The sequence below is a fragment of the Streptomyces sp. 2131.1 genome (assembly GCF_900105515.1).
Taxonomy (GTDB): Bacteria; Actinomycetota; Actinomycetes; order Streptomycetales; family Streptomycetaceae; genus Streptomyces; species Streptomyces drozdowiczii.
Map to the genome: position 1 here is coordinate 561,496 of NZ_FNSY01000001.1, position 26,598 is coordinate 588,093.

Sequence of the window (26,598 nt, forward strand, 5' to 3'; positions counted from 1 at the left end):
TTCCGGGTCCGTCCAAGGCTTGGCCGGTCCGACAAGCGAGCGCACCGTCCTTGGCCGCCCGGACAGAGACCTGGGGGCACCCATCACCGAATCTGGCTCCATGAGCCTCTCTTCGCCGTCCTCCGCCCTGTCCCCCTCCAGCCCGCCGGCCTCCGCGCGTGTCGCGGCGGTGGTCCGCCACGCCGTGGCCGCCGGCCTGCTGGGCGAGTCCAGCCCGGTCGCCGGTTTCATCGACACGGACGGCGTACGCGCCTCGGTCGCCGCCCTGCACGAGGCGTTCCCCGGGGTGCCGGCCGTGCTGCACACGTTCGCCGCGAAGGCGTCCTCGCTCGTCCCCGTGCTGCGGCTGCTCGCCCGGTGCGGGATGGGCTGCGAGGTCGCGAGCCCCGGTGAGCTGCGGCTCGCGCTGGACGCCGGGTTCGCGCCCTCGAAGATCGTGCTCGACTCCCCCGCCAAGACGCGTGACGAGATCCGTCGTGCGCTGGCCGTGGGTGTGGCGATCAACGCCGACAACCTCGACGAGGTGGACCGGATCGCCTCGCTGCGCCCGGCGGACGCGGTGTCCGCCATCGGGCTCCGGGTCAACCCGCAGGTCGGCGGCGGCTCCATCGGCGCGATGAGCACGGCCACCGCCACGTCGAAGTTCGGCGTGGCGCTGCGCGACCCCGGCGCGCGCGAACAGGTCGTGAAGACCTTCGCCGCGCACCCCTGGCTGACCCGGCTGCACGCCCATGTCGGCTCGCAGGGCTGCTCGTTGGAGCTGATCGCGGCCGGGATCGCCGAAACGTACGCGCTGGCCGAGGAGATCAACGAGACGCTGGGCCGCCGGCAGGTCACCGGGCTCGACATCGGCGGCGGCCTCCCGGTGAACTTCGACGACGACGAGGTGCGCCCCACCTTCGCCGCGTATGCCGAGGCGCTGCGGGCCGCTGTGCCCGGGCTCTTCGACGGGCGGTACGAGCTGGTCACCGAGTTCGGCCGGTCCCTGCTGGCGAAGAACGGCTTCATCGGCGCGCTGGTCGAGTACACGAAGGAGGCGGGCGGCCGCCGCATCGCGCTGACCCACGCGGGCGCGCAGACCGCCACCCGTACCGTCTTCATGCCCGACGCCTGGCCGCTGCGGGTCGGCGCCTTCGACGCGGAGGGGCGGCCGAAGGACGGGCCCGTGGTGGTCCAGGACGTCGCGGGCCCGTGCTGCTTCGCCGGTGACGTGGTCGCGCACGCCCGGGAACTGCCCGAGCTCCGGGCGGGCGACTACGTGGTGCTGTACGACACGGGGGCGTACTACTTCTCCACGCCGTGGTCGTACAACAGCCTGCCGCGCCCGGCGGTGTACGGCTTCGGCATCGCCGGTACGGGCGGGCGTGCGGAGCCCGTGGTGCGGTTCGCGCCGGTGCGCGACGCCCAGTCGCTGGATTCCGTCGCCGCCGAAAGCGGCCTCGCGCACGCCGATGCGCTGCTGAATCTGCGGGACTGAGGCAGCCGGATACGAACCGCCCATTGGCTCCGGGAATTTACTAGCCATGGACATAGTAGCCATGTACGGTATTCGCCATGAGCAACGCGATCGAGGGCGCGACCCCGGGTTTCCTGGTCTGGCGCCTGTCCATGAAATGGCGGGTGGCCATCGACAGGGCCCTGGCCCCGCTCGGCCTGACGCACGCGCAGTATTCGCTCGTCGCTTCCCTTCAGGGCATGGAGCATGCGGGGATGCGGCCGAGCCAGCGGGTGCTGGCCGACCACACCGGACTCGAAGCGCTCTACGTCTCGAAGCTGGCCCGCGCCCTGGAGACGGCGGGGCTCGTCGAACGGACCACCGACCCGGCGGACAGCAGGGCGGTCCTGCTGTCGCTGACCGGGGAGGGCCGCGCGGCGGCCGGCCGCGCGGTCGAGGTGGTCCGGGAACTCATCGACGGGCTGCTCGCGCCGCTGGGCGGTATCGGCGGCGCCGGTACCGAGGCGTTCACCGAGGCACTGACGGCTCTGCTCGACGTGCCCGTTCCCCCCGTCACCGCATCCCGCGAGGAGTAATCATGGCTACCGCCCCCGCTGTCAACGGCCAGGTCATCGGCATGGCCCACTACGCCACCCGCGCCGTGGCCGAACGGCTCCTGCCCGAGGGCACCACCTTCCACCAGGCTCTGGCCCTCAACGCCGCCGAGGGCGCGGGCGGCACCGTCGGGCGCCGCGCGCTGATCGCGCGCCTGACCGGCGCGGTGAAGCTCGGCCTCGCGGCGGCGGAAGCCACCGTCGTGGCGCTGACCTCCGCCGGACTGCTGGAGGAGCGGCCCGGGGACCTGCTGGCGCTCACCCCTGCGGGCGACGCGCTGGTCCAGGCGTACAAGGCGGGCGTCGCCGACATAGCCGCCGAGCTGTACGGGGACCTGCCGGCCGAGGACCTGGCCGCGGCAGGGCGGGTGCTGACCGAGGTGACCGCTCGGGCCGACGCGATGCTGGCCGCCGGCTGACCGGCCGCCCGGGTCAGCCGACCGGCGACGGCTCGGGCTCCGGCGGCGGCACCGGGTCGGGGTTCGGGGACGGCGGCTGCGGAATCGGGTCGGGCGCGGGGCCCGGCGCCGGCGGCGTGGGTGCCGGCGGCGTGGGTGCCGGCGGGGTCGGCGCCGGGGGCGTCGGCTCCGGCAGCGGCCCCGGGGTGGGCGCCGGCGGGACGGGGTCGGGGAACGGATGAGTCATCTCGGGCCTCCGAACATTCGGGGTGGATCTCTCTTTCCACCGTCTCCCGGAGCGGCTGCCCGCGCCCGGCGAGCCCATACGTACGAATGCGGAAGAGTGCTGCGCACGGGCCACGGACCCGACCCGTCCGGCTCAGCCCTCCGAGGCCGCCACGGCGGCGGCCAGCCCGGGTCGCGGGCTGGACAGCACCGGGATGTCGGTGGTCGTACGGTCGGCCGCGCCCGCCATGGAGCCCTGGGCGAGCACGATGACGTCCGCGTCGGTCACCGCGTCGGCCGCGGCGGCGACGAGATCGAGGCTGCCGCCCTGGTCATCGGCGACGAAGCGCTCCCAGGCACCCTCCACCAGGACGGTGCGCACATCCGCCCCGGGCAGGCCCGCCGCGGCCGCCTCCTCGGTGAGCAGGGCGCGGGTCGGCGCCAGGGTGGAGGCGAGGGTGGCGAGGACCGTGACCCGTCCGGCGCGTACGGCCGCCGCCGCCATGGGCCGGTCGACGCGCAGGACCGGGACACCGACCGCGACTCCGGCGGACTCGGCCACCGCCCCGATCGTCGAACAGGTGCAGAGCACGGCGCCCGCCCCTTCGGCGGCGAGCTCCGCGACCAGCGCCTCCACCTCGTCCGCCACCGCGTCGGGCCCGAGGGCCGCGGCCCCGGCCAGCAGTTCCTCGCGTACGACATGCCGCAGGACGGTCCCCGGGTGGTCGGCGTCGCGCAGGGCGTCGAAGACCGGGACGTGCACCGGCGAGGTGTGGAGCAGTGCGAGCGTCACGGAGGCCCGTCCTTCCGGTTCAGTACAGCTCGGGGTGCGTGGCGAGCTGCGTCTTCGCGCGCTCCACCAGTTCGTCCGGCACCCCGGGGGCCTCGTCGGGGTGGCGCGAGGCCCACTTGGCGGCGTACGGGCACAACGGCACGACGGGCACGCCCTCGCGCCCCGCCATGGCGTAGAACTCCCCGACCAGGGCGCCCCCGATGCCCTTGCCCTCGTGTCCGGGCTCGACGACGGTGTGGACGGCGACGAGCCCGGCGGGCTCACCGTCCATCACGAAGTACGCGACGACGCCGACGGCCTCGCCGCCCTCGTACGCGGACAGCCTGCCCGCCGCCCGGTCGTCACGGATGTCGGGCCCGGTCTGCTCTGCCATGGCGTCTTGCTCCCTAGCTGGACGAGCCGCCTCAGCGCGCCGCGGGCACCGCGTGCGGGCTGCGCTCGGTGTCACTGCCCGGCACGGGCGCGGAGGCGTCGGCACCGAGTGCGACGATGCGGTTGTCCGCGTCGACGTGCACGATACGCGGCACGAGGGCCCGCGCCTCGGCATCCTCGACCTGGGCGTAGCTGATGAGGATGACCAGGTCACCCGGGTGCACGAGGTGGGCGGCGGCGCCGTTGATCCCGATCACCCCGGAACCGCGCTCGCCCTCGATGACGTACGTCTCCAGCCGGGACCCGTTGTCGATGTCCACGATGTGCACCAGCTCACCGGGCAGCAGGTCCGCGGCCTCCATGAGCTCGGCGTCGACGGTGACGGAACCCACGTAGTGCAGGTCGGCCTGGGTGACGGTGGCACGGTGAATCTTGGACTTGAACATGGTGCGCAGCATCGAGACACTCCTGGTTCTAGGCTCCCTGCCTGCGTTTTTGCAGGTCAAGGGCTGACTTTCCAGCCTACAGCGAGTCGCGTTTCCAGGTGGAGTTCCCCAGATTTTTCAGGACTCGGGCTGATCGCTCATCGACTTTCCTCACGGGCCGTCAGGCACCGCCGGAGGGTCCGCCCACTCACCCGCAGCCCGCCACGACGCCCAGGCAATCTTACGCAGCACCCGTTCGGGAACCTTCGTGACGGTCGTCACCCCGGAGGACAGGTGTCCGGGATCGGTCGGCTACTCCGCGGGGTTCGCGATGAACGTGCGGATTTCGGCGGCGAGGTTGCGCATGTCCTCCCCCGCCGCGTGCCACGTGGCGGCCTCGAACCGCCATTCCTCCGAGGGGGGCCCGGTCACGTATCCCCCAGGACAGTCGGACGTGACCGCTGGGGTGGTGTTCCGCCGAGAGAGTCAGGTCGTAGCAGAGGGAGTGCCACGTACGCGCTCCTTCCCAGCCCCGGAAGTCCTCGGCAATTGAGGCGAGGAAGGTGTCGAGACCGTCGCCGCCCCACGTCTCCACCGAGGTCTCGACGCTTCCCCAGGGCCCGCGGGCCCTGACGAGGAAGTCGAGTGCCGGCTCGTCCTCGTACCGCCGGGTCGGCTCCGAGAGCAGGAGTGGTGCGGGCTCGGAGTTCCCCACCAGGACCACGGGGCGGCCGCACTCGTCGTAGTCGATCACGCCATCAGATCAGAAGACCGGTTGGGCTGTGCCGCCCTGCCTCGGCGTGAGCCCGGCCTCGGGGCCTGACCGGCGACGACTGTCCGCGTGTCAGCTCCTGCTGGGTGCGATGCTTCAATGAACCGTCATTCCTGATCGCGCAAGGAGATGTGCCGTGCCCCTGGTGTCCGTCGTGATGCCCGTTTACAACTCGGCAGCCACCCTCGGCACAGCCGTCCGATCGGTGCTCACGCAGACGCACAGCGACGTAGAGCTGCTGGTCACCGACGACCAGTCCACCGACGGCTCGATGGATCTGCTGCGCGAATTCGCCGAGCAGGACGAGCGCGTGCTGCCGCGGACGGCGCCCGAACGCGGTGGTGCGGGCCGGGCCCGCAATCTCGCGATCGAGCGCGCCCGCGGGGACTACGTGGCGTTCCTCGACTCCGACGACATGTGGCTGCCGGAGAAGACAGAGAAGCAGCTCGCCTTCGCCAAGGAGGGCACCGCCCCGCTGACGTTCACCAGCTACTTCAAGATGGACGCCGACCACGACGGCGAGAGCGCCGACTGGGTGCCCAACGGACGGGTGATCCGCGCGCGGGCACATGTGGACTACCGCGCGATGCTCCGCCGGGACTACATCGGCGCCCTCACCGCCATGTACGACCGCACCGTCCTGGGCACCAGGCTCATGCCCGAGATGCGCAAGCGCCAGGACTACGCGCTGTGGCTGTCGATCATGCGCGACGGTGCGAACGCCCGCGGCCTGGCCGAGCCACTTGCGGTGTACCGGGCCGGGCAGGCGGCGTCGTTGTCCTCCAACAAGATGTCGCTGGTCAAGTACAACTGGTCCCTGTACCGCGAGCACGAGCACCTGTCCGTTCCGAGGGCGACGCGCGCACTGGCCGGCGCGGCGTGGCAGTCGTTGCGCAACTCACGCATCTGACGCGTACGGTCCCGAGGAGTCGTACGCCCGACCGTTCCGGACGGGCTTGGCCGAGCCCCACCCCGGGTACGCCGCGGGGCCGTCGTCGGCCCCTGCGCGCAGAAGGTGCTGGAGTGAAGCCGGGCGCCGGTCGGCAACCGGGAGGATCTCCTGACCGCCGTGGAGCGTTTCCCGACCGTGTCAACTCCGAGGCAGCCCGGGCGGCAGGCCACGCCTACTTGATGTAGACGAGTCCGTCGGTGGTGATGGCCGGACGGCCGGTCGTGCCGACGACGACAACCTTCACTGTGTGCTTGGCACTCTTGCTCCAGGTTTTGGTCCAGAGGGCTTGACGGTACTTGGTGGTGGAGGACCTGAGGTCGATGGTGGCGGCCTTGGTGCCGTCGACGTGGACGTACGCCTGGCCGGAGGTGGCGGCGCGGGAGACGATCCACGCTGTTGAGCGGCCGGTGAAGGTCCACGTCAGTGAGGCCTTCTTGGATGCGCTGGAGTACGACTTGCCGCCCAGGTAGCTGGAGGAGGACTTTGTCGTCCAGGCGCCGGACTTGGTGGCTGCGGTCTCCTGGAGGATCACCGGTGTGGCGGTGACCGACGCCGAGGCGGTGTTGCCCGCGTAGTCGTAGGCCGTCATGTTCCAGGCGCCGGCCTTGGCCGAGGGGGCGGTGTGCGAGGCACCGGTCGTGGCCGGCCCCGTACGTCCTGGCCACTGGTGCGGTCAGGCGGACCTCCCTCAGTGCCGCGCCGTCGACCGCCTTCCAGCTCAGCTTCACCGGCACTGCTGTGGTGCTGACCGTGCCCGTGCTCAAGGCCGGCGAAGGCTTGGTGGTGAAGGAGGGAGGGGTCTTCTCTGCGATCACGGTCGCGGCCGCGCTGGTCGTTGTCCTACCTGAGATGTGAGTGGCCCGGACGGCCACGGTGTGGGTCCCGATGCCGAGTTTCGCCTTCGCCGAGGTGGCTGTGCCGGCGGTGGTCGCGACGGGCTTGCCGTCGACGAGCAGTTCGTTCTGCTTGATGAGCGCGGCCGGCGTGCTGGTCGACCAGTTCACGGTGATGTCGGACTTGGTGTAGTACTTCGTCGCCGACAGACCGGCGCCGGTGACGGACTTGACCGTGAGCCCTGAAACGGGGCCCGCCGCCCAGGTCCGGATGGTGGCCAGCCGGCTGTGGAACGCGTCGCCGGGGCACTGGGTGTTGTAGCCGTCGCGGTGGCCGTGGATGACGGGGAAGGAGAGCTTCGCACCCTTGGCCCAGCTCTTGCGGAAGTAGTTGGTGCCGGCGTCTCCGGCGGTCAGCGTGGTGGTGCCCGACGGGTTCACACCGTACTGGCCGAGTTTCCATGCGGCGATCCGCGCGACAGAGGTCATCGCGGCTTCGGAGGGGGCGGCGTCGGTGTACGTGCCGAGGACCGAAATGCCCGTGGTCTCGGCGTTGAAGCCGTAGGCGTGGGCGCCCTGGACAGGCTTGTCCACGCCACCCTTGCGGCCTTCGTAGATGGTGCCGCACTTGTCGACGAGGAAGTTGTATCCGACGTCTTTCCAGCCCAGCTGTTTGACGTGGTAGGCGTAGATGCCCCGGACCACCGCCGGTGCCTGCGCGCAGGTGTAGGTGTTGGATTCCGCGGTGTGGTGCACCACTACCGCCTTGACCTTGCCTCCCGGGAGATAGCCCGGCGCCTCGGGGCTGATCGACTCATCGGCTCCCCAGCCGGCGCGCGCAGTGATGGGAGGAGGACCGGGAACGGTGGGCGACGGAGTCGCCGGGGCGGTTGCGGTCGGGCTCGCGCTCGCCGTCACGGACGGGGCGGGAGAGGTGGTCGGCGCAGAGGGTGGCGTAGTGTATTCGGCCGGCGGTTCACTGGCGGACGGCTGGACGGGCGGCTCCTGGCTCAAGGAAGCATCCGGCTCCGCCGTGGCGTCCTGTCCTTGGCCGGCGGAGTCCGAGGCGGAGGGCGTCGGCTCGCCACTCTCCTCCACGGCGAACCCGGCGGGCTCCATGGCATTCACCTTGCCCGCACCGGGATCGACCATGTCCAGACGCAGCCCGGCGGGCAGTCCGGCCGACGTCCGTCCACCCGCGTTCACCCGGGCCTCGACCGCGTCGGAGGGGCCGACCCATGCCGGCTCCGTGCCACCCCGGGCCGCGCCGCGCTCCCCCTGGCCGCTGTCGCCGTCCAGCCGCAGCCACGGTGACCACTGCCCGGTCCCGATGTCGCGGGTACGGACCTCGACCTTGCCCGTGACGCGCGCGCCCGGGTCCGTCCACGTCATGCCCAGCATGCTGAACGGCTCCGCGTCATGACGGCCCAGTGACGCGGCGTTCCCGTCCTCGCTGGTCAGCAACTGCTGGGAGTACGCCTTGGCCTTGACCGGCTCCTGTTTCGCGTCGGCCCCGGGAGTCCCGTCAGCGCCACCTGTCGCCCCCTGGAGGATCAGCGCGCCGGTCAACCCGGTTACCACGGCCGCGGCCGTGCCCCATATCCGATGCCGCTTCACGCAGCCCCACCCCTAGTTCCGTCAACCGGCCGGTTACACCTGCACCGGCTTCACCGGGCACACAGGCTCACCGGAAAGTACACGGAAAACCACCGACAACCACAACTTCCACACAAAGGCGTGCGGTCCGGCCGACCTTCCGGCCGGCCGGGGCCCGGCCCCGCTGAAGCCGATCAGCCGATGATGGCGACTGGGGCGTCCCAGGCGCTGCGGTCGACCGTGATGGTGTAACCGCCCCGCGTTTCCTTGCTGTTCACCATGTACTGGTGGCCGCGGCTGTGGTCGGTGTACTGAGTGGGTTTCCACGGCCAGTCGGTGGTGGTCGTGTTCTTCTTGTCCCACAGCGCGTACCAGAGGTTGCCCGGCAGGTCCGTCCGGTTCGGGGCGGTGGCGACGGCCTTGGCACTGGAACTGCTGAAGCCGTACAGGCCGGCACGGTAGGTGGCGTTCCGCAGCGTTCTGGTGAAGGAGCGCACGTACGTCAGAGTGGCGTCGTTGCACGCCTTGTCGCTGATGTCGTACGACTCCATGTTCAGGTAGATCGGGCTCCCGGCCTTCATCCCGAGGGCTGACGCCTTGGCCACCGCGTCCTTCGCGTTGCTCGCACCGACGGAGGCGGCCGTGGACGCGGTGAACCTCTCCCGGTTCGCGCTCTTCTGGCACGGCGGCTGCGCGCCGACGTAGAGCGGTATGAGCTTCCAGCCCGTGGAACTAACCGACTTCACCCAGGACTTGGTCAGGTTGGGCTGGGCGCAGCCACGGTTCTTGCCGCCGATGTAGACGGCGGCGGCGCCGTAGAACTTCGTGTTCCACGCCTTCATCGCCGCGAGCGAGGGCGCGGTGCACGTATCGAACGCCCGACCGGTGTAGGTCTTCTGCGCAGGCCACGCGGTGGCCGCCATCGACGTCTGTGCTGCGATTCCGGCGCCCGCGGTGACGACGACACCCGTCGTCGCCCAGGCGATGTAGCGGCCCCTCTTGGACAGCCGATGACTGGACAATCCCCACCCCATTCGTATGGCGGCCCACGGCCGCCGTGGATTCGACGCGCGTCCGAGGGGACAGCCCGCGCCAAGTCGCGACCGGACAGCGGTGCGGGTGCGGCGTCCGCGTCGTGGCGCGGCCTCCGCTTCGGATGCCCGAAGCGGATCGCAGAATAGCCGACGCCCGTGTCGCGGAAGTGAGCAGCTTCGGGTGCTCGGTCGGCGGCTGCACCGGCGCCGGCGCCGGTCTCCGTCGCCAACGGCGCCGCCCCCAGCCGTACCCGCCCGATGCGTCTGCGCCACTGAGTGAAACGGGGTGCCTGCGCGGACGCGTACCGACCGCGATCACAGGGACAGATCGAACACGCCCGGCTCGGCGGTGAGGGGTTGTTCGGTCCAGAGGGTCTTGCCGCTCCGGGTGTAGCGGCTGCCCCAGCGGGTGGTGAGCTGAGCGATGAGGAACAGGCCCCGGCCGCCTTCGTCGGACCATTGGGCGCGGCGCAGCCGTGGCTGGGTGTTGCTGGGGTCGCTGACCTCGCATACCAGCACGTCTCCGCGGATGAGGCGCAGGCCGATGGGACCGCCCGCGTACCGCACGGCGTTGGTGACGAGTTCGCTGACGACCAGCTCGGTGGTGAAGGACACCTCGTCCAGTCCCCACGCGGCCAGCTGCCCGGCGGCCGCCTCGCGGGCGGCGGCGACGACGGACACGTCCGCGGGGAATTCCCAGCTCGCGGTGGACTCCGGAGCGATGGCACGCGTACGCGCCAGAAGCAGGGCCATGTCGTCGCGGGCCGGCGCGTCGCCCAGGCTCTGGAGAAGCTCATGTCCCGCACCGTCGAGTTCGCAGTCGGTGCCGGTGAGCCGCGCGAGACGGTCGGTCAGCCGCCGCAGACCCGCGTCGAGATCGTGGTCGTCGCGGTAGATGACCCCCTTGGTGTACACCGCGACCGTACTGCCGGGCTCCAGGTCGAACGTGGTCGCCTCGAACGGCATCCCTCCCACCCCGAGCAACGGTCCGGGCGAGATCTCGACGGACTTGACGGTGCCGTCGGGCCGGATCACGACGGGCGGCGGGTGTCCCGCGCTGGCGAGGGTGCACTGGCGGGTGACGGGGTCGTAGACGGCGTACAGGCAGCTGGCACCGACGGTGTCCCCCTGGTGGGTGCCCTCCTCCTGGAACTGCTGGACGAGGTCGTCGAGGTGGGCGAGGAGTTCGTCCGGGCCCAGTTCCAGGTCGGCCAGGGTGTCGACGGCCGTGCGCAGCCGGCCCATGGTGGCGGTGGCGGGCAGACCGTGTCCGGTGACGTCGCCCGCGACGAGGGCGACGCGGAAGGACGGGAGGGCGATGACGTCGTACCAGTCGCCGCCGATCTCGGCCCCGTCCCCGGCGGGCACGTAGAACCCCGCGGTCTCCGCCGCGGGGGTGTCGGTGGTGGCCGCGGGGAGCAGGCGCTGCTGAAGGGCGACGGCTGCCCGGTGCTCGCGGGTGTAACGGCGGGCGTTGTCCACGCCGAGCGCGGCCCGGGACGCGATCTCCGTGAGCAGGTCGGCGTCCTCCTGGCGGAAGGGGACGGTCGTACGGGTGCGCCAGACGACCACGGTGCCGAGGACGAGGCCACGGGCGAACAGCGGAGCCGCGACTGCCGAGTGGCCGTGCTCGGGGACGAACAGGTGGGCCAGCTCCAGGTGCCCCTCGGCCGCGGCGATCACGCTGTCCCGGTCGGGCAGCAGGACGGTCTCGCCCTGCCCGATCCGCTGCAGAAGCGGGTGGTTCGGCAGCGTCGGCGAGACGGCGCCCGCGGCCGGGAGACCTGCGGGCCAGGCCTCACCCCGCGGGGCCACACCGGTGCGGCGCAGATTCCACTGTCCCGGGCCGGACATCTTCGGGGGCTCGTCCCCTTCGAGCACGGCCTCGGACAGTGCCACCCAGGCCACGTCACCGAGGTCCGGCATGAGGACGTCCGCCAGCTCCTGCGCGGTGCGTACCACGTCCAGCGTGGCACCGATGCCTTCTCCGGCCTTGGTCAGCAGTTCCATGCGCCGCTCGGCCCGGTGGCCCTCCGTGATGTCGGCGTACGTCTGGCACATGCCGAGGAGACGGCCGGCCGGGCCGGTCAGCCGGAACGTGGACAGCGACCACCACCGGTCGCGGTCCGGACCGGACGGAGGGCTGCCACGGACCGGGAGGCCGAGGACGGACTCACCGGTCTCCCTGACCTGCCGCAGAACCCGGTCGGTCGTTTCCGGGTCGACATGGGAGGTGTCCGTGCCGACGTGCCGGCCGACGAGGCGGTTCGCGGGGTGGCCGAGAACGCGCTCCGCCGCCGCGTTCAGCAACCGGTACCGCGACTCACCGTCCATGAGGGCGATGGGGGCGGGATTCTGCTCGAACAGCGCCCGCATCGTCTCCCGGTCGGCGACCTCCCGCTCGATTCGCCGGGCGTCCCCCGCGGAGACCGACCAGCCCGCCCGGCCCTCCCCGTCCGTGAGCGGGCGCACGTGCAGCGCGACCCTCACCTCCCGCCCGTCCCGGTGACGCAGGGCCCGCACTCCGGCCCAGCCCCGACCGGTCTCGGGCCGGTCGCGCGCCGCACGGGCGGCTCCGCGGTCCCCGTCGGCGGTCAGCAGCTCCACCGCCGGTGTGCCGCAGACTTCCTTCGCCGAGTATCCGAGGAGGGCTTCCGCCCCCGTGCTCCACAGCCGGACCGCGCCCATGCGGTCCAGCTGCGCAGTGGCGGGGCAGAGCTCCGGTGGCGGGCCGTGCTCGACCGCGCCGGTCCCCTCGGTATCCCCGGGTCCGCTCATCGGCATCAGCCCATTTCTGGCCTCGCCCCCCGGCCATCATAAGAGAAACGGGCATCCGGGACGCCTCGAACGCCAAGAAGCAGGGGCTCGGACGAGTCGGGTAGGGGCCCCGGATGCCTACGAGAGGTCCTTGCGCATCAACGCGCACATCGTTTCGTAGCGGTACGACGACCCGTCCGGGGCCTGGGCGTCCCACGAGTCGGCTCGGCGGTCGAACGCGACGTAGCCGAGCCGTTCGTAGAGCGCCCGGGCGCGCGGGTTGTTCTCCTCCACGCCCAGCTCGGCCTGGAGCAGACCGCGCCGCCTGATGCGCTGCTCGGCGGCCTCCACCAGGAGCGTGCCGATCCCGCACGACTGCAACGCGGGATGCACCGCGAGCTGCCACAGCGTGCCGACCCCCTCCTTGACCCGGTAGTCGACCCCGCCCTTCGCCAGGGGAAGGTCCGTGGGAGGGCAGACCGCGAGGTAGTCCACCTCTCCGAGCCGGGCGCGTTCCAACTGCTTCGCGACACTGGCCAAGTGCTGTTCGGAACCCGACCACCCGCAGTGCGCCAGGTCCGCCGGCACCAGATCGCGCACCGACAGCTTCAATACGACATCGACCATCTTCACCGCCTCCGGTCGGCAAGCCTCCATGCCCGCCGCACGGGCCGCAACGGTTTATGCGCGCCCATGAAGGCGTCGGACGACGGACGAGCTGTGCGGGGGCGGGAGCGTGTCCGCCGAGCACAAGGGCCGTCATGCCGGATCCGGCAGCAGCCGCACCGACGCGGGTCTTCACCCTCGACGATCACGAGGTCGTCCGCGGGGCGGCGACGGCGGAGCAGGCGGTGGCCCGTCCCCCGCGCACCCCACCGATCCGCGCGTCCCGGGGGCGCCGGAAGGGCCGGAACCGAGTCCGTCATCGGTTCCGACCCCGTCTTTCGGGCAGTTCCTCAGGTGCGGGTCCACCGCTGGTTGCTGCCGTTGGAGCAGGAGTAGAGCTGGATCTGGGTGCCGTTGGCGGTGCCGGCTCCCACGGCGTCGAGGCAGAGTCCGGACTGCACACCGACGATGGACCCGTCGGAGTTCAGCCGCCACTTCTGGTTGTCGCCGCCCCAGCAACTGTAGATCTGGACCTTGGCGCCGTTGGCGCTGCCGGCGGCGTCCAGGCACTTGTTGCCGTAGACCTTCAGCTCGCCGGCGGACGTCAGCTCCCACTGCTGGTTGGTGGCGCTGTGGCAGTCGTACAGCTGGACCGCGGTGCCGTCCGAAGTACTGGAGTTGGGCACGTCCACGCAACGGCCCGAACCGACTCCCTTGAGCTGCCCGCTTCCTCCGCCCTCGCCTCCCGGGTCGGTAGGCGTGGTGCTACCGCCGTTGAGTGCGTTCAGAACGGAGGTGTAGGCCGCCTTCTTGCTGCCGTCGTTGTTGAACAGCAGCGGCGTGTCCCCCGACCTCCAGGAGTCGCTGTCGCGTACGCCCCAGACGGTGATGCCGAGACAGCGCGAGACGGCCAGGCAGTCGTTGGTGACACTGGCGTACGTCGAGGCCGAGGCACCCTGGATGTCGAGCTCGGTGATCGCCACGTCCACGCCGAGCGCGGCGAAGTTCTGGAGCGTGGTGCGGAAGTTGCTGTTGTACGGGCTGCCACTGTTGAAGTGCGACTGGAAGCCGACGCAGTCGATGGGGACTCCGCGCTGCTTGAAGTCCTTGACCATGTTGTACATGGCCTGGGTCTTGGCCCAGGTCCAGTTCTCGACGTTGTAGTCGTTGTAGCAGAGTTTGGCGGCCGGGTCGGCGGCACGCGCGGCGCGGAAGGCGGCCTCGATCCAGTCGTTGCCGGTGCGCTGCAGGTTGGAGTCGCGGCGGGCGCCCGAACTGCCGTCGGCGAAGGCCTCGTTCACGACGTCCCACTGGGCGATCTTGCCCTTGTAGTGACCCATCACGCCGTTGATGTGGTCGATCATCGCTTGGCGCAGCGTGCTGCCGCTGAGGCTCTGCATCCAGCCCGGCTGCTGGGAGTGCCAGGCCAGGGTGTGGCCGCGCACCTTCTTGCCGTTCTGCACCGCCCAGTTGTAGACACGGTCGCCGCTGCTGAAGTTGAACTGGCCCCGTTGCGGTTCGGTGGCGTCGATCTTCATTTCGTTCTCGGCCGTCACCATGTTGAACTCACGGCCCGCGATCGACGTATAGGCCGAGTCGCCAAGCTTGCCCGAGGCGATGGCGGTGCCGAAGTAGCGGCCGCTCTGTGCCGCGGCGGCACCGAGCGTGTTCTCGGCAGCCTGCGCGCCGGACGGGGCGACCAGCGCGGCGGACGCGCCGAGCACGCCGACGAGCAGCGCCGGCAGCAGCGCGCGGAACGGCCGGCTGAGAGCAGATCTCGGAAGGGCGTAGGAGCCCATGACTGTGCCTCCAGGGTAGGAAGAACTCGGAAGAACCGAAGAGCGGCGGCCTGCGTCGTCGCCCCGTGCGGCCGCGGACGGTCGGCCGACGTGTACGCGGATCAGTGGTGCGGCACCGGTCGCCCGGAGCCACCCGACCGGAGATGTGACCCTCGAGCCGGGTGCCTCAGACACGGATGATCGAGCGATTGACTGGGCATCGTCAAGAGTCCGAGCAGAAAATATTTCTGTTCCATGTCCGAAACTTTCGAAGATGGGTAAGGGTGCCGCCCAATTCGCAGCGAGACCGCGCACACCCGCCCACCTGGCACTGACACCAGAGTTCCCCCGGAAAGAGGAGCGTCCGAGCCACCTCGCCGGACATCATTACCGCGCCGTACGCCTTGACTGTGAGCGTTAACATTTCTAGCTTGTGGCGACGCCCGTAGAAGGCATGTCGAAATGTTTCGAGCGACTTTGTCTGCCTGGCAACCCTTTCCGCAGCTCGTGGGGCAACCCATCCCCATCCCTCTCAGGAGGTCCACCCATGCGGTTTCGTCATACGTTCCTCGTTCGTCCAGGACGTCTGTTCACGCTCCTCGCGCCCTTGCTGCTCGTAGCCGCCTTCCTGGGCGCCCAGCCCGCCGAAGCGGCGACCGTCGACGGCAACGCCTCGTACGTGCTGGTCAACCGCAACAGCGGCAAGGCCCTGGACGTCTACAACATGGCGACCTCGGACGGCGCGCGCATCACCCAGTGGTCCCGGAACGACCAGAGCCAGCAGCAGTGGCAGTTCGTCGACTCCGGGGACGGCTACTACCGTCTGAAGTCCCGCCTCTCGGGCAAGGTGCTGGACGTCTACAACTGGTCCACGGCGAACGGCGGTTCGATCGTCCAGTGGACCGACCTGAACGCCACCAACCAGCAGTGGCGCCTGGCGGACAGCTCGGACGGCTACGTGAGGCTCATCTCGCGCCACAGTGGAAAGGCCCTCGAAGTGCAGGGCGCTTCCACCGCCGACGGCGGGAACATCGTCCAGTACGACGACTGGGGCGGCACCAACCAGCAGTGGAAGCTGGTCAAGACGACCGGCAGTGAGAACCCCGGCGCATGCGACCTTCCGTCGTCCTACCGATGGACATCGACGGGTGCGCTCGCTCAGCCCAAGCCGGGGTGGGCCTCCCTCAAGGACTTCACGGTCGTTCCGTACAACGGCAAGCAGCTCGTCTACGCAACGACTCACGACAACGGCTCCAGCTGGGGCTCCATGAACTTCGGCCTGTTCACCAACTGGTCGGAGATGGCATCGGCCGGCCAGAACACGATGTCGTCCGCGACCGTCGCACCCACGCTGTTCTACTTCGCACCGAAGAACATCTGGGTCCTCACCTACCAGTGGGGGGCGACCGCGTTCTCCTACCGGACGTCGAACGATCCCACCAACCCCAACGGCTGGTCCTCCCCGCAGGTGCTCTTCTCCGGAAGCATCAGCGACTCCGGAACGGGGCCCATCGACCAGACGCTCATCGGGGACGGTACGAACATGTACCTGTTCTTCGCCGGTGACAACGGCAAGATCTACCGGGCCAGCATGCCGATCGGGAACTTCCCGGGCAGCTTCGGATCGTCCTCGACCGTGGTCATGAGCGACACGACGAACAACCTGTTCGAGGCCCCGCAGGTCTACAAGCTGCAGGGCCAGAACCGCTATCTCATGATCGTCGAAGCGATCGGCGGACAGGGCCGCTACTTCCGCTCGTTCACCGCCACCAGCCTGAACGGCTCGTGGACGCCCCAGGCCGCGACCGAGAGCAACCCCTTCGCCGGCAAGGCGAACAGCGGCGCCACCTGGACGAACGACATCAGCCACGGCGAACTGCTCCGCACCGGCCCCGACCAGACCATGACCGTGGACCCCTGCAACCTGCAGCTGCTCTACCAGGGCCGCAGCCCCAACTCCGGCGGTGACTACGGCCTGCTGCCCTACCGGCCGGGCCTGCTGACGCTACAGCGCTGACGGCAGGAGGACGAAGGGACCGGCCCCCCGCCCGTACGAGCGGGGGGCCGGACGCTTCAGCGGGTGACGACGTGCCGTTCGTCCGGGACGCAGTGGGTCATCGTCAGCCCGGCGACGTCGCGCGGCGGGTTGTCGCCGAGGCGGGAGAGCCGCTGCCGGTCCTCGTCGGTCAGGGTCTGACCGGCCAGGGGTTCCAGACCCTTGACGTCCTGGGGGCTGATGCCCAGCCCTTCGCCGATCTTGAGGCCCAGCTCGTTCTCCACCAGGAGGAAGTGCCAGACCATCCGCTCCTGCACCGGCCGGTCGCACTGCGAGAGCAGGTCGACGAGGTTGTGCACCAGGTCGTCGCGCTCCCACTGCTCCATGAGCAGGTAGCGCTGCCCGGCCTGGAGGTAGTCGTTGGTGCGGGGGATGCGCTTGCGCGTGAGCCGGCCGCGCAGTTCCGGGCCGACCTCGTCGTGCGTGGGGTACTCCGCCTCGCGCAGGCCGCCGGTGATGGACGGCTCGTAGTTGACGATCGGGTTACCGCCGCCGCCGTCGACGTGGTACGTCATCAGGCCGTCGCGCTGGTTGGTGCGTACGGGGGCGTTCTTGGCCTGGTTGACGGGCAGTTGCAGGTAGTTGGGCCCGACCCGGTAGCGCTGTGTGTCGCTGTACGAGAAGGTGCGGCCCACCAGCATCTTGTCGTCGGAGAAGTCGAGCCCGTCGACCAGCACACCGGTGCCGAAGGAGATCTGGTCGTTCTCCGCGAAGTAGTTCTCGGGCATCCGGTCGAGCACCATCCGGCCGACCGCCCGGGGCGGGAAGTCCTGCTCCGGCCAGGTCTTGGTGTCGTCGAGCGGGTCGAAGTCCAGCTCGGCGTGCTCGTGGTCGTCCATCAGCTGGACGAGCAGCTCCCACTCCGGGTGGTCACCGCGCGCCACCGCCTCGTACAGGTCCTTGGTGGCGTGGCCGAGGCCGGCCGCCTGGACGTTGGCGGCGTCCTCCTCGGTCATGCTCCGTACGCCCGCCTTGGGCATCCAGTGGTACTTCACGAGGAAGGACTCGCCCGCCTCGTTGACCCACTTGTAGGTGTTCACGCCGAAGCCCTGCATGTGGCGGTAGTCCGCCGGGATGCCGCGCGGGCTGAACAGGTTGACGAGCATGTGCATGGACTCGGGCGTCTGCGACATGAAGTCGAAGATGCGCCGCGGCTGCTGCTCGAACGTGACGGGGTCCGGCTTGAGCGCGTGGATGACGTCGGGGAACTTGATCGCGTCCCGGATGAAGAAGATCCCCAGGTTGTTGCCGACGAGGTCCCAGTTGCCGTCCTCGGTGTAGAACTTCACCGCGAAGCCGCGCGGGTCGCGGGCCGCCTCGGAGGAGTCCCGGCCACCGATGACGGTCGAGAACCGCACCGCCACGTCCGTACGCTTTCCGCGTTCCTGGAAGAGCTTGGCGCGGGTGAAGCGGGCGATGGGCTCGTCGCCGAAGGCGCCGTACGCCTCGAAGTAGCCGTACGCGGTCACGCCCCGGGCGTGCACGACGCGCTCGGGGATGCGCTCGCGGTCGAAGTGGCTGATCTTCTCCAGGAACTGGTAGTTCTCCAGGGTGGCCGGGCCGCGCGCGCCCACGGTGCGCTGGTTCTGGTTGTCGTACACGGGGTGGCCCTGCCGGTTGGTGAGCGCCTCGCGCTCGTCACCGGCTGCGGGGCCCCTGCTCGATACGTCCGTCACGTGCGTCGACTCCTTCGAAACGTGTACCTATGCCCCCTTTCATCAAGTTATGCGAGGTTTGGGCACAGGGCAGGGTGAGCCGTCCGTGCGTGCGAGCGGCCCTCGGCCCGGACACTCCGAGGGGCTGGGCCGTTCGGGTCGTCCCTCCCCGTCAGAGCAGCAGGATGATCGCGTAGACCAGGAAGAACGCCGCGATGAGGATCGTCACGCCGATGATCAGCGCCATCGGGGCCTTAGCCCAGCCCTTGGGCGGGTTGTACGTGGTGTCCTGGGGGCCCGTCCCCGACAAGCCGCTCTCGGCGGGTGGGGTCTCACCGGGCGGCACTCCGCCGCCGGGCTCCAGTCCTGTCGTCTCGCGGGGTTCCGGGTCGGGGTTCGGGGTCTGCGAAGGAGTCATGTGATCCACGTTCCCCGAAGAGTGCCGGATGCGCAGGCCCACGGCACGCCCGCGTCCGTCCCGCGCGGGGAGGTGGCCTCTCGGAGCCTGCGGTGGAACGGGCGCGAGGCGTGCGGCCCGTGTCGAAAGCGGCGGAGCGGGTACCGGTTCCTGCCTGGGCAGGAGCGTCGGAGACGGCCGGCCCGCACGATCAGTGCAGCGGCCGGCGTCCGGGAACGGAGCAGCAGGTGACGCGGAACGCGAAGGACCCCGCCCCCGACGGCGAGCCGGTGCGCAGGTTGCGGCCGACCGGTCCGCCGGACGGGCCTGTCGGCGGGTCGCCGCACCATGCGGCCCCCACGCAGGAGCTGCCACCCGACCTGAACCAGGCGATCCTGGAGGCGACCAAGCAGGTCGCCGTCCTCCTCAAGCGCGGCGGGCACGCCTTCGCGCTGGCCGGGAGCGTCGCCGTCTACGCGCACGGCGGGACCGGGAACCTCCAGCACGACGCGGACTTCTGCGTACTGCCCGAGGAGGCGGAGGCGGTCGCGGCGACGCTCGCGGAGGCCGGGCTGCCGGTGTTCGCGCCGCCCGAGGACTGGCTTCTGAAGGCCAAGTGCCTGGGCCAGGACATCGACCTCATCCACGAGCTGGCCAACCGGCCGGTCGACGCGGAGCTGCTGGGCCGGGCCGTAGACCTCTCCGTGGACTCGGTCCACATGCCGGTGCTGGCGCCGACCGATCTGATGCGGTCGCTGCTGGCCGCGTTCTCCGCGCACCACTGCGACTTCGGCGCCGTGCTGCCGATCGCCCGGCAACTGCGGGAGAAGGTCGACTGGCCGGCGCTGCGCCGCGAGTACGGGGACGAGCCGATGCCGGACGCCTTCCTCTACCTGCTGGAACGCCTCGGAGTGGTCGCCGCGCAAGAAACCCCCGCGCCAGGAGGAGAGCAATGAACGCACCGCCCGATGTCGAGTACCGCATCGCCCATCTCAAGGAACGGCTCGCCGCGGAGGAGACGGGCGACCTCGGCATACGTATCGAGAACCGGGGATCGTCCGTCACGGTCATCGGTACGGTGCCCACCGCGCACTCCCGTGCGGCGCTGATGGACACCGTGAACGAGGAGCTGGCCGGTCTGACGGTCCACTTCGACGTCGTCGTGGCCGAGTGCGCGGCCCCGGACCACCCGGAGGAGGTCATATGATCCGCGTCGCCGCCGTCGGGGACATCCATATGGGACCGGACAGTCAAGGGGTGCTCCGGCCCGCCTTCGAGACCCTGGGCGACTGCGCGGACCTGCTGCTGCTCGCCGGGGACCTCACCCGCCACGGCACACCGGACGAGGCCCGCGTGGTCGCCCGGGAGGTCGCCGGCCTCCCGGTCCCGGTCGTCGCCGTGCTCGGCAACCACGACCACCACGACGAACGGCCCGACGAGGTCACCGCCGTCCTGCGCGAGGCCGGCGTACAGGTGCTGGAGGGTGAGGGCACCGTCGTGGAGACGGGCGGGGGCCGCGTCGGGGTGGCGGGCACCAAGGGGTTCGGCGGCGGGTTCGCCGGGCGCAGCGGCGGGGAGTTCGGCGAGCCGCTGATGAAGGAGTTCATCCGGTACACCCGGCGCTGCGCCGACGGGCTGCGGACCGCGCTGGAGGAGCTGGCCGGGCAGGAGTGCGCGGAGCGCGTCGCGCTGACGCACTTCGCGCCAGTCCCGGACACGCTCGCGGGGGAACCCCTGGAGATCTACCCGTTCCTCGGGAGCTATCTGCTGGCAGAGGCCATCGACGCGGCCGGGGCGGGCCTGGCCGTCCACGGTCACGCGCACGCGGGCACGGAGCACGGGATGACCAGCGGCGGCGTCCCCGTGCGCAACGTCGCGCAGCCCGTGATCCGCAAGGCGTTCAACATCTACCACCTGCACGGCGACCGGAGCGGGAGCGGCGGGACCTCGGCGGTGGGCCGCCGGTAGCGGCCGGGTACGGCGGAGGGGCCGGCGCCCTGTCGGACGCGCCGGCCCCTCTCCGTCTCCGTGTGCGCCTGGCTCAGCCCGGCCAGCGGCCCGTCAGGCGGCGGGCGGTCACGGCGCCGGAACGCTCTATCGCCGCCTTGACCACGGCGAAGATCGCGCCCTGGACGGCCGCCGCCAGCAGGATCTCCTTCCAGCGGCGGTCCTCGTCCATGGCGTCGGGAGCGTCGCCCTCGCCCTCGATGACCTTCCAGACCTGCTTGAACGCCATGCCCGCGAGCATGCCGCCGGCGGCGCCGAGCACGAGCCCGACCGGCTTGTAGGCGATCTTGGCCGCGTTCACCGACGGTGGCTCCGGCTGCGGCGGACCAGGAGGACTGCGGCGATCAGGGCGCCGGCCGCGAGCAGCGGGACGCGGTTGGCGCGTGCCGCGGTGGCGGCCTGGCCGGCCGACTCGCGCAGCGGCTCGGGGGCCTTGTCCGCGGCGTACTGGCCGGCCTTCGCCGCGCTCTCGCGTACCTGGGCGGCGGCCTGGGCCGTCTTCTCCAGCACGGGGTCGGGGGTGTGGTCCTTGAGCTTCTGGGCGACCTGGGCCGCCTTGTCGCGTACCTGACCGGTGGCCAGGGCTGCCTTCTCCGCGGTCTGCTGCTTCACAGCGGCCGTCCTCTCCTTCGCCTGCGCCTTGACGTCGGCCTTGGCGGCCAGCGCCTCGACGGTCATCCCGAGTTCGTCACGGGTGTGCTCGACCTGCCTGCGCAGGTCCTCGGGTGTGGGGTTCTCGTTGTCCGTCCGGTGTGTGTCGCTCATCGGTGTGCCTTTTCCTTGATCTCTGCGACGTCGGCCTTGACGCTGTCGATGGTCTGCTCGGGTGCGGGGGTCCCGGCCTCGGTGATCTGCCGCTTACCCGCCAGGGCGGCGACGGCGGCCACGACCGCCAGCACCGCCGTGACGACGAGAGCCGCCGCCCACACCGGCAGGACCGACGCGAGGGCGGCGATGCACGTCACCACCAGGGCCTGGGCCGTGAGGAAGCCCAGCAGTCCGGCGGCGCCGAAGAGGCCGCCGCCCTTGCCGTACCGCTTGCCCTTCTGGGTCATTTCCACCCGGGCGAGCTGCATCTCCTCCCGTACCAGCTCCGAGATCTGCTGCGAGGCACGCGAGACCAGCACGTTCACCGACTCGTCGGTGGCGCGGGCCTGACGCTCCATCGTGCTCATACGAGGTCACCTGGCCTTCCTCGATCGTCCGAATCATGCGCCGCGCCCATCCGTCCGGCGCAGCGGCGTGTATCCCGGTCCCGGCACGGCTACCCCGTGATCGTCCGGGTAGTGCCCGGCTCACTCCTCCATCCGGCGGCGGTCCTCCTCGCTCCAGGCGCGGGTGTCGCGCGGGGCGACGTACGGCTCCTCGTCCTCGGGCAGGCCGCCGGCGATGGCGCGGCGACGAGCCATCTCGGCGTCGAATTCGAGGCCGAGCAGGATCGCGAGGTTGGTGATCCACAGCCATACGAGGAACACGACGACGCCCGCGAGGGTGCCGTAGGTCTTGCTGTACGAGGCGAAGTTCGCGACGTAGAGCGCGAAGCCGGCGGACGCGGCGAGCCAGACGAGCAGGGCCAGGAAGCTGCCGGGGGTGATCCACCGGAAGCCGCGGCCCTTGGCGTTCGGGGCGGCCCAGTACAGGAGGGCGATCATGAGGACGACCAGGAGGACCAGGACCGGCCACTTGGCGATCGACCACACGGTCAGGGTGGTGTCTCCGATACCGAGGGCGGTGCCGGCCTGCCGGGCGAGGGCACCCGAGAAGACGACGATGAGCGCGCTGACGCACGCGAGGACCATCAGGACCACGGTCAGGGCCAGGCGCAGCGGCAGGATCTTCCAGACCGGGCGGCCCTCGGGCAGGTCGTAGACGGCGTTCGAGGTGCGGATGAACGCGGCGATGTATCCGGAGGCCGACCAGACGGCGACGGCGAGGCCGACGACCGCCATGACGGATCCGACGCCGGCGTTCCCCTGGAGCTGGTGCACCGCGTCGGTGATGACGTCGCGGGCGGAGCCGGGTGCCAGTTTCCGGAGGTTGTCCAGGACCCGCTGGGTGGCGGACTCCCCCGCGACGCCCAGCAGGGAGACCAGCACCAGCAGTGCGGGGAACAGCGACAGGACTCCGTAGTACGTGAGTGCCGCGGCCCGGTCGGCGAGCTCGTCGTCCTTGAACTCCCTCGCGGTGGAGCGCAGCACGGCGAGCCAGGACCGGCCGCTCAGGTCGCTGGGCTGGTCGGGTGCCCGTTCCTCGACCTCTTCCCCGGGTCCCGGGTCCGGTGCCGGGTCGTCGGTGTCGTACCGGTGTTCTTCCCGGTCGGCGCCGGGGTGCGGTGTCCGTGTCATACGGTGCGGTTTGCCCGCCCGGCGCGACTCATGTGTGCGGCGGCCCGGTCCGGGGAGGACGGTGCTCCCGGGCCGGGCCGCCTGTCTGCGGTTTCCGCCGCTATCCGGCGTACGTCTCGAACTCCGCGACCCTCGGCGTGCCACTGGCGCCGGTGATCTCGAAGGTGATCTTGCGCAGGGAGGTGGCCGGGAAGCTGATGCCGCCGGCGCCGCTGCCGGTCTTCAGGACCGCGCCGGTGTCCGCGTTCAGCAGCCGCCAGGAGCCGATCACGCCCTGGGCGCCCGCGGCCTCGCGGATGGTGACGGCGGAGACGCTGGTGGCGGAGGGCCACTTGACGGAGACGGAGCCGGTCGAGCCCGCCGGGGACCAGTAGGTGCCGAGGTCGCCGTCGCGCACGTTGCCGTAGCTGGTTCCGCTCGCCTTGCTTGAGCCGTCGGCGCCGGCGCCGAGGCTGAGGTTGGTGCCGCCGGGCGTGGTCGGGTCGGTCGGGTCCGGGGTGGGGTCGGTCGGGTCGGGGGTGGGGTCGGTCGGGTCGGGGGTGGGGGTGGTGGTGGAGCAGTCGCCGTCGGAGACCTTCAGCCCCTTGTTGGCTCCTGCCGTGCCGGTCACGATGGCGGGCACGCAGGAGGCCGCGTCGAGGGTGTAGGCGTAGGGGATGCTGACCGTGGTGTTGGACTTCGGGTCGGGTCCCGCCGGGTGGTTCTCGGTGCCGGGCGAGGACCATGTGACGTTGTCGAAGGTGTTGCCGCTGACCTGCCAGTATCCGGTGCTGTCGGTATAGAAGGTGCCGAGGACGTCCTTGGAGTCCTTGAAGTAGTTGTTGTCCACCTTGGCGTGGGCGCCGGCCCGGGAGTTGATCCCGGACTTGTTCAGCTTCACGTAGTAGTTGTTGTAGATGTGGGCGACGCCGCCGCGCAGCAAGGGTGTGCGGGAGTCGACGTTCTCGTACAGGTTGTGGTGGAACGTGACGTAGCCGTTGTCGAGCTGCGTCTCGCTGGAGCCGATGAGGCCGCCACGGCCGGAGTTGCGCAGGGTGCTGTAGGACAGCGTGACGTACTGGGTGTTGTCCTTCATGTCGAAGAGGCCGTCGAACCCGTCGTCCTCGCCGCCGGACGCCTCCAGGGTGGCGTGGTCGACCCAGACGTTGCGGACGTCGCTCTCCATGCCGATGGCGTCGCCGCCGTTGGAGGTGGGCGAGCCGGACTTCTTGACGTTCTTGACGGTCACGTTCTGGATGATGATGTTGCTGGACTGGCGGATGTGGATGCCCAGTTGGTCGAAGACGGCCCCGCTGCCGACGCCGACGAGGGTGACGTTGCTGATCTGCTTGAGCTCAATGACTCCGGCCGCCGTGTTGCAGCTGTCGCCGGACACCTTGGCGGTGTTGGCGTGGTTGATGGTGCCCTCGACCTCGATGGTGATCGGGGTGCTGCTGCTGGCCCGGCCGCACAGGGCCTGGTGGATCTGGGTGCCGGTGGTGGCCCGTACGGTCTGGCCGCCCGCGCCGCCGGTGGTACCGCCGTTCTGGCTCGCGAAGCCGGTGGCGCCGCCCGCCGCGGCGGCGGAGGCCTCGGGCATCGTCAGGACCGCCCCGGTCGCGGCCGCCAGGGCCATCGTGGACAGTGCCGCGGAGAGTCGCAGTGCGACTGGTCGCCTCATGTTCGTTCCCATTCGTCGAAGAGATGGAAAGCGCTTTCGGGATGGTGACGATAGAGGTGGCAAAGCTTGCAGTACAAGGATGTGAACAGAGAAAGACGGCGCTTTCTTGATTTGGGCACGACAAATTTATGCCGTTCACGGCGCAACCGGGTCGTAACGACCGCGAGGCCCCCACCCGGCCGGACAGCCGGCTGGATGGGGACCTCATCCACGGACGCGCGCGGGCGGGTCAGAGCACTGCGGCAAGGACGCCCGCCGTCACCGGAGCAAGGGCGCAGCCCGCCCCGGCCGCCGGCGGCCGGGGCGCACCGGAGCCCGAAGGAGGGCTCCCGGGCGGTCGCGGCCTCGGGTGCGTCCTGCGCGTAGTACACGGTGAAATCGCCCTCGGTCACGTCGAGTCGGCGCTGCCGCTCCTGGAAGGCAACGGTCCGGCCGGCCCCCGTACGGAACTCCAGGGTGGCGTGCGACACGGCGATGAGCACCCCCTCGGCGTCCTGCGCCTCCTCCGCGCGGACCCCCGTACACCGCGCCTCGGCTGTGCGACCGGCCCACGCGACCCGCAGCCGAGGGCCCTCCGTCTGCCGGTCGAGGCTCCGCGCGAGGATCACGGCCGCGGCCGCGGCGGTGACGAAGTAGACGGCGGCGACGACCATGACGCTCCCTGGGGCGGCGGGCCGGGGCGGCGCCACCTGGCCGCGGCGGACCGTCATGGCCCCCGGCTCCGATCGGCGGACAAGGCCCCTCGCGACCTCGGGCCAACGCCCCGCGCACCGCCGCACCGTGGAGAGAACGTGCGAATTTCGGCCCCGGGGGTGGTTCGCGCGCGCCTCTTGCTATACCTTCCGTCTAACAGCTTGCTAGACATCGCGTCTAACAAGCGAGGGCGGCGCCCGTCGGCAGGCGGTCTCACCGGGTGACACGGGATGAGGGCCGGACGGCGCCGGGTCGATCTCTCGAGTCAAGGAGCCGCAGCATGGCAAGCAGCACCGTTCGGCCGGAGGACCAGGACCGGGCCGCCGAGCAGGACGTCGCCCGGCGCCTGCTCGATTCGTCCGCGAAGCTCTCGTACGACCCGGCCACCGAGGTGGACTGGGACACCCCCCTGGACACGGACCACCACGGGGCCAGCCCCGAGTGGAGCACGCTCTACGCCACCCCGTACTGGGGCGAGTTGACGGAGGCTCAGCGCAAGGCGCTGACTCGCCAGGAGGCCGCGTCCGTCGCCAGCACCGGCATCTGGTTCGAGATGATCCTCCAGCAGATGGTGCTGCGGGACATGTACGCCAAGGACCCGACCGATCCGCGCTTCCAGTGGGCGCTGACCGAGGTCGCCGACGAGTGCCGGCACTCGATCATGTTCGCCCGGGGCGCGGCGAAGCTCGGCGCTCCCGCGTACCGGCCGCGCCGCCCGGTGCTCGAACTGGGCCGCGCCTTCAAGACCCTCGCCTTCGGCGAGGCGGCGTACGCGGCGATCCTCGTGGCGGAGGAGGTGCTCGACGTGATGCAGCGCGACTGGATGCGCGACGAGCGCGTCGCGCCGTTCGTCCGCACGATCAACAACATCCATGTGGTGGAGGAGTCGCGCCACATGAAGTTCGCCCGCGACGAGACCCGCAAGCGCCTGCGCGGCGCCGGTCCGGTGCGCCGCCACCTGAACGCGCTCGTCGTCGCCATCGCCTCGTACTACATCGTCACCAGCATGGTGAACCGGGACGTGTACGCGAACGCCGGCCTGGACGCCGCGCGGGCGCGGGCCGAGGCGAAGACCAACGAGCACCACAAGTCCCTGATGCGGTCGAGCTGTTCGGGGCTGATGGAGTTCCTGGCCTCGGCCCGTCTCCTGACGAAGCCGGCCCTGTTCTTCTACAAGCGCGCCGACCTGATCTGA

Annotated in this window: 24 protein-coding genes and 2 pseudogenes; 9 read left to right on the top strand and 17 right to left on the bottom strand. The window is 70.5% G+C overall.

What is annotated here, in order from left to right:
• The first annotated feature begins 100 nt into the window (after window positions 1–100).
• From BLW14_RS02760 to BLW14_RS02770, 3 genes are all read left to right on the top strand, one after another.
• Entirely contained in the window at window positions 101–1,477 is a 1,377-nt protein-coding gene (locus BLW14_RS02760) for a type III PLP-dependent enzyme domain-containing protein (RefSeq protein ID WP_093703931.1), read from the top strand.
• Window positions 1,478–1,554: 77 nt separating this feature from the next.
• Entirely contained in the window at window positions 1,555–2,031 is a 477-nt protein-coding gene (locus tag BLW14_RS02765; RefSeq protein WP_093703933.1) for a MarR family winged helix-turn-helix transcriptional regulator, read from the top strand.
• Between the two features lie 2 nt (window positions 2,032–2,033).
• Window positions 2,034–2,468: a hypothetical protein gene (locus tag BLW14_RS02770; protein WP_093703935.1), complete on the top strand. Its 435-nt coding sequence runs from the start codon at window positions 2,034–2,036 to the stop codon at window positions 2,466–2,468.
• 358 nt (window positions 2,469–2,826) lie between these two features.
• On the opposite strand, the gene BLW14_RS02780 is transcribed toward BLW14_RS02770, so the two are convergent.
• The 4 genes and pseudogenes from BLW14_RS02780 to BLW14_RS02795 form a co-directional block, all read right to left on the bottom strand.
• A complete protein-coding gene (locus BLW14_RS02780; protein WP_093703939.1) occupies window positions 2,827–3,465 on the bottom strand; it encodes an aspartate/glutamate racemase family protein in 639 nt (212 codons plus the stop codon).
• 19 nt (window positions 3,466–3,484) lie between these two features.
• Entirely contained in the window at window positions 3,485–3,838 is a 354-nt protein-coding gene (locus tag BLW14_RS02785; protein WP_093703941.1) for a GNAT family N-acetyltransferase, read from the bottom strand.
• 31 nt (window positions 3,839–3,869) lie between these two features.
• On the bottom strand, window positions 3,870–4,295 hold the full coding sequence (gene panD, locus BLW14_RS02790; protein ID WP_093703943.1) for an aspartate 1-decarboxylase: 426 nt from the start codon (window positions 4,293–4,295) through the stop codon (window positions 3,870–3,872).
• Window positions 4,296–4,574: 279 nt separating this feature from the next.
• Window positions 4,575–5,016 (bottom strand): annotated as a pseudogene (locus BLW14_RS02795) (DUF6228 family protein).
• A 154-nt stretch (window positions 5,017–5,170) separates the two neighbouring features.
• On the opposite strand from BLW14_RS02795, the gene BLW14_RS02800 reads away from it, so the two are divergent.
• Window positions 5,171–5,944: a glycosyltransferase family 2 protein gene (locus BLW14_RS02800; RefSeq protein ID WP_093703945.1), complete on the top strand. Its 774-nt coding sequence runs from the start codon at window positions 5,171–5,173 to the stop codon at window positions 5,942–5,944.
• Window positions 5,945–6,158: 214 nt separating this feature from the next.
• Here BLW14_RS02800 and BLW14_RS02805 read toward each other — a convergent pair.
• From BLW14_RS02805 to BLW14_RS02825, 5 genes and pseudogenes are all read right to left on the bottom strand, one after another.
• Window positions 6,159–8,388, bottom strand: a pseudogene (locus BLW14_RS02805) (N-acetylmuramoyl-L-alanine amidase).
• 221 nt (window positions 8,389–8,609) lie between these two features.
• A complete protein-coding gene (locus BLW14_RS02810; RefSeq protein WP_093703947.1) occupies window positions 8,610–9,437 on the bottom strand; it encodes a glycoside hydrolase domain-containing protein in 828 nt (275 codons plus the stop codon).
• Between the two features lie 327 nt (window positions 9,438–9,764).
• Entirely contained in the window at window positions 9,765–12,227 is a 2,463-nt protein-coding gene (locus BLW14_RS02815; protein ID WP_093710631.1) for a SpoIIE family protein phosphatase, read from the bottom strand.
• A gap of 117 nt (window positions 12,228–12,344) precedes the next feature.
• Window positions 12,345–12,833 carry a GNAT family N-acetyltransferase gene (locus BLW14_RS02820; RefSeq protein WP_093710632.1) on the bottom strand — a complete coding sequence of 163 codons (489 nt, stop codon included), beginning with the start codon at window positions 12,831–12,833 and terminating at the stop codon, window positions 12,345–12,347.
• 329 nt (window positions 12,834–13,162) lie between these two features.
• The gene (locus BLW14_RS02825; protein ID WP_093703949.1) at window positions 13,163–14,611 is read right to left on the bottom strand and encodes an endo-1,4-beta-xylanase; all 1,449 of its coding nucleotides are present in this window, start codon (window positions 14,609–14,611) and stop codon (window positions 13,163–13,165) included.
• A 526-nt stretch (window positions 14,612–15,137) separates the two neighbouring features.
• Here BLW14_RS02825 and BLW14_RS02830 point away from each other — a divergent pair.
• Complete coding sequence (locus BLW14_RS02830) at window positions 15,138–16,607, top strand: non-reducing end alpha-L-arabinofuranosidase family hydrolase (RefSeq protein WP_093703951.1); 1,470 nt, start codon at window positions 15,138–15,140, stop codon at window positions 16,605–16,607.
• Between the two features lie 56 nt (window positions 16,608–16,663).
• Here the strand turns inward: BLW14_RS02830 and BLW14_RS02835 are convergent, their stop codons facing one another.
• On the bottom strand, window positions 16,664–18,322 hold the full coding sequence (locus BLW14_RS02835) for a catalase (protein WP_093703953.1): 1,659 nt from the start codon (window positions 18,320–18,322) through the stop codon (window positions 16,664–16,666).
• A gap of 151 nt (window positions 18,323–18,473) precedes the next feature.
• Window positions 18,474–18,719, bottom strand: coding sequence for a DUF6480 family protein (locus BLW14_RS02840; RefSeq protein WP_093703955.1), 246 nt, complete (start codon window positions 18,717–18,719; stop codon window positions 18,474–18,476).
• Window positions 18,720–18,946: 227 nt separating this feature from the next.
• Between BLW14_RS02840 and BLW14_RS02845 the strand changes: the two genes are divergently transcribed.
• Genes BLW14_RS02845 through BLW14_RS02855 form a run of 3 tightly spaced genes read left to right on the top strand, consistent with a single transcriptional unit; the run spans window position 18,947 to window position 20,666 of the window.
• Window positions 18,947–19,654 (top strand): nucleotidyltransferase family protein, encoded by a 708-nt coding sequence (locus tag BLW14_RS02845; RefSeq protein ID WP_371128043.1) that lies wholly within the window; start codon window positions 18,947–18,949, stop codon window positions 19,652–19,654.
• Complete coding sequence (locus tag BLW14_RS02850) at window positions 19,651–19,905, top strand: hypothetical protein (protein WP_093703957.1); 255 nt, start codon at window positions 19,651–19,653, stop codon at window positions 19,903–19,905. The genes BLW14_RS02845 and BLW14_RS02850 overlap by 4 nt, the downstream gene beginning before the upstream one ends.
• The gene (locus BLW14_RS02855; RefSeq protein WP_093703959.1) at window positions 19,902–20,666 is read left to right on the top strand and encodes a metallophosphoesterase family protein; all 765 of its coding nucleotides are present in this window, start codon (window positions 19,902–19,904) and stop codon (window positions 20,664–20,666) included. Before BLW14_RS02850 ends, BLW14_RS02855 begins: the two co-directional genes overlap by 4 nt.
• Window positions 20,667–20,739: 73 nt before the next feature.
• Here BLW14_RS02855 and BLW14_RS02860 read toward each other — a convergent pair whose 3' ends face one another.
• The 6 genes from BLW14_RS02860 to BLW14_RS34970 form a co-directional block, all read right to left on the bottom strand.
• Window positions 20,740–21,006 carry a DUF4235 domain-containing protein gene (locus tag BLW14_RS02860; RefSeq protein ID WP_093703961.1) on the bottom strand — a complete coding sequence of 89 codons (267 nt, stop codon included), beginning with the start codon at window positions 21,004–21,006 and terminating at the stop codon, window positions 20,740–20,742.
• Window positions 21,003–21,470, bottom strand: coding sequence for a DUF3618 domain-containing protein (locus BLW14_RS02865; protein ID WP_093703963.1), 468 nt, complete (start codon window positions 21,468–21,470; stop codon window positions 21,003–21,005). Before BLW14_RS02865 ends, BLW14_RS02860 begins: the two co-directional genes overlap by 4 nt.
• A complete protein-coding gene (locus tag BLW14_RS02870; protein ID WP_093703965.1) occupies window positions 21,467–21,880 on the bottom strand; it encodes a phage holin family protein in 414 nt (137 codons plus the stop codon). Before BLW14_RS02870 ends, BLW14_RS02865 begins: the two co-directional genes overlap by 4 nt.
• A 120-nt stretch (window positions 21,881–22,000) precedes the next feature.
• On the bottom strand, window positions 22,001–23,050 hold the full coding sequence (locus BLW14_RS02875; protein ID WP_093703967.1) for a YihY/virulence factor BrkB family protein: 1,050 nt from the start codon (window positions 23,048–23,050) through the stop codon (window positions 22,001–22,003).
• A 100-nt stretch (window positions 23,051–23,150) separates the two neighbouring features.
• Window positions 23,151–24,710: a pectate lyase family protein gene (locus tag BLW14_RS02880; protein WP_093703969.1), complete on the bottom strand. Its 1,560-nt coding sequence runs from the start codon at window positions 24,708–24,710 to the stop codon at window positions 23,151–23,153.
• A complete protein-coding gene (locus tag BLW14_RS34970) occupies window positions 24,707–25,363 on the bottom strand; it encodes a hypothetical protein (protein WP_256332660.1) in 657 nt (218 codons plus the stop codon). The genes BLW14_RS02880 and BLW14_RS34970 overlap by 4 nt, the downstream gene beginning before the upstream one ends.
• Window positions 25,364–25,683: 320 nt before the next feature.
• Here BLW14_RS34970 and BLW14_RS02890 point away from each other — a divergent pair, with 320 nt between their 5' ends.
• Window positions 25,684–26,598, top strand: a complete 915-nt coding sequence (locus tag BLW14_RS02890; protein ID WP_093703971.1) for an AurF N-oxygenase family protein — start codon at window positions 25,684–25,686, stop codon at window positions 26,596–26,598.

Coding starts and splice junctions, on each gene's coding strand:
- BLW14_RS02760 (WP_093703931.1), top strand. CDS start 101: ATGAGCCTCTCTTCGCCGTCCTCCGCCCTGTCCCCCTCCAGCCCGCCG.
- BLW14_RS02765 (WP_093703933.1), top strand. CDS start 1,555: ATGAGCAACGCGATCGAGGGCGCGACCCCGGGTTTCCTGGTCTGGCGC.
- BLW14_RS02770 (WP_093703935.1), top strand. CDS start 2,034: ATGGCTACCGCCCCCGCTGTCAACGGCCAGGTCATCGGCATGGCCCAC.
- BLW14_RS02785 (WP_093703941.1), bottom strand. CDS start 3,838: ATGGCAGAGCAGACCGGGCCCGACATCCGTGACGACCGGGCGGCGGGC.
- panD (WP_093703943.1), bottom strand. CDS start 4,295: ATGCTGCGCACCATGTTCAAGTCCAAGATTCACCGTGCCACCGTCACC.
- BLW14_RS02815 (WP_093710631.1), bottom strand. CDS start 12,227: ATGAGCGGACCCGGGGATACCGAGGGGACCGGCGCGGTCGAGCACGGC.
- BLW14_RS02820 (WP_093710632.1), bottom strand. CDS start 12,833: ATGGTCGATGTCGTATTGAAGCTGTCGGTGCGCGATCTGGTGCCGGCG.
- BLW14_RS02825 (WP_093703949.1), bottom strand. CDS start 14,611: ATGGGCTCCTACGCCCTTCCGAGATCTGCTCTCAGCCGGCCGTTCCGC.
- BLW14_RS02830 (WP_093703951.1), top strand. CDS start 15,138: ATGCGGTTTCGTCATACGTTCCTCGTTCGTCCAGGACGTCTGTTCACG.
- BLW14_RS02840 (WP_093703955.1), bottom strand. CDS start 18,719: ATGACTCCTTCGCAGACCCCGAACCCCGACCCGGAACCCCGCGAGACG.
- BLW14_RS02850 (WP_093703957.1), top strand. CDS start 19,651: ATGAACGCACCGCCCGATGTCGAGTACCGCATCGCCCATCTCAAGGAA.
- BLW14_RS02855 (WP_093703959.1), top strand. CDS start 19,902: ATGATCCGCGTCGCCGCCGTCGGGGACATCCATATGGGACCGGACAGT.
- BLW14_RS02865 (WP_093703963.1), bottom strand. CDS start 21,470: ATGAGCGACACACACCGGACGGACAACGAGAACCCCACACCCGAGGAC.
- BLW14_RS02870 (WP_093703965.1), bottom strand. CDS start 21,880: ATGAGCACGATGGAGCGTCAGGCCCGCGCCACCGACGAGTCGGTGAAC.
- BLW14_RS02875 (WP_093703967.1), bottom strand. CDS start 23,050: ATGACACGGACACCGCACCCCGGCGCCGACCGGGAAGAACACCGGTAC.
- BLW14_RS02880 (WP_093703969.1), bottom strand. CDS start 24,710: ATGAGGCGACCAGTCGCACTGCGACTCTCCGCGGCACTGTCCACGATG.
- BLW14_RS34970 (WP_256332660.1), bottom strand. CDS start 25,363: ATGGTCGTCGCCGCCGTCTACTTCGTCACCGCCGCGGCCGCGGCCGTG.
- BLW14_RS02890 (WP_093703971.1), top strand. CDS start 25,684: ATGGCAAGCAGCACCGTTCGGCCGGAGGACCAGGACCGGGCCGCCGAG.